Below are 727 nucleotides of genomic sequence, written 5' to 3'. Positions count from 1 at the left end.
TCGACAGCGACGAAGACGGCGGTTGCGGTGAACCGGGTGACACTGTCGTCTCCGGTGCCGTAGCAGTGACGTGCAGAGCGCGGCCCCTCCTTCCGGTGAGGCGGCCGCTGATGCGGTGCGGGCGGCGCAGCGGGACCGGCAACAGGTACTCGACTGTGAGGCGGCGGGTGACCGCCGGGGTTGCAGCAACCACAAGGTGAGCCCGGCAGGTCATCACACGCGGCGGCGATCGCGCCGCCGTGCGCCAACCCCGGCGCGCCTAGATGCCGTTCGTCGAACGCGATATCGGTGAACACCTCATCGCCGCAGCGGTGCACGGCCATCTCAATGCCGTGCAGGTTGTCGGGGCCGAAGCCCATGCACCTCGCAGTGTGCGGGGGTAGCAATACTGGTGACTCGTCCGGCGGTTCCTCACGATGATCCGCCATCCGATCGGGTATGGCCGCCCACCGGCAACCGCGCGTTGGCGTCATCGTTGCGGCTGTCTCGTCACAGTTCCTCGCAACTGCTGGCCGCCACCTTCGAGCGACTGCTGCCCCACGTAATCCCACCGGCACCCTCGACGGGTCCGCTACGCAGCCAGCTCATCGAGCTACTCAGCCGACAAGCTTCCCTCTTTGCCGCGGCGCCCCTGCATGTCACGACTCTGGCCTGCCTTACCCTCGGGTCGCAAGTAGTGACCCAGGGAAAGCGTAGACGCGCAGACCCCAACCGGAACGCTGCGCAT

2 pseudogenes are annotated in these 727 nt (G+C 67.3%); one reads left to right on the top strand and one right to left on the bottom strand.

The annotated features are described in order from the left end of the window. Positions 1–428, bottom strand: a pseudogene (locus tag GM1_RS22850) (PaaI family thioesterase); the annotation flags it as partial. Between the two features lie 53 nt (positions 429–481). On the opposite strand from GM1_RS22850, the pseudogene GM1_RS23095 reads away from it, so the two are divergent. Continuing rightward, a pseudogene (locus GM1_RS23095) lies at positions 482–727 on the top strand (hypothetical protein); the annotation flags it as partial.

This window comes from Gordonia malaquae NBRC 108250 (assembly GCF_000344135.1).
GTDB classification, from domain to species: Bacteria; Actinomycetota; Actinomycetes; order Mycobacteriales; family Mycobacteriaceae; genus Gordonia; species Gordonia malaquae.
This window is presented reverse-complemented; position numbering and strand designations above follow the sequence as displayed.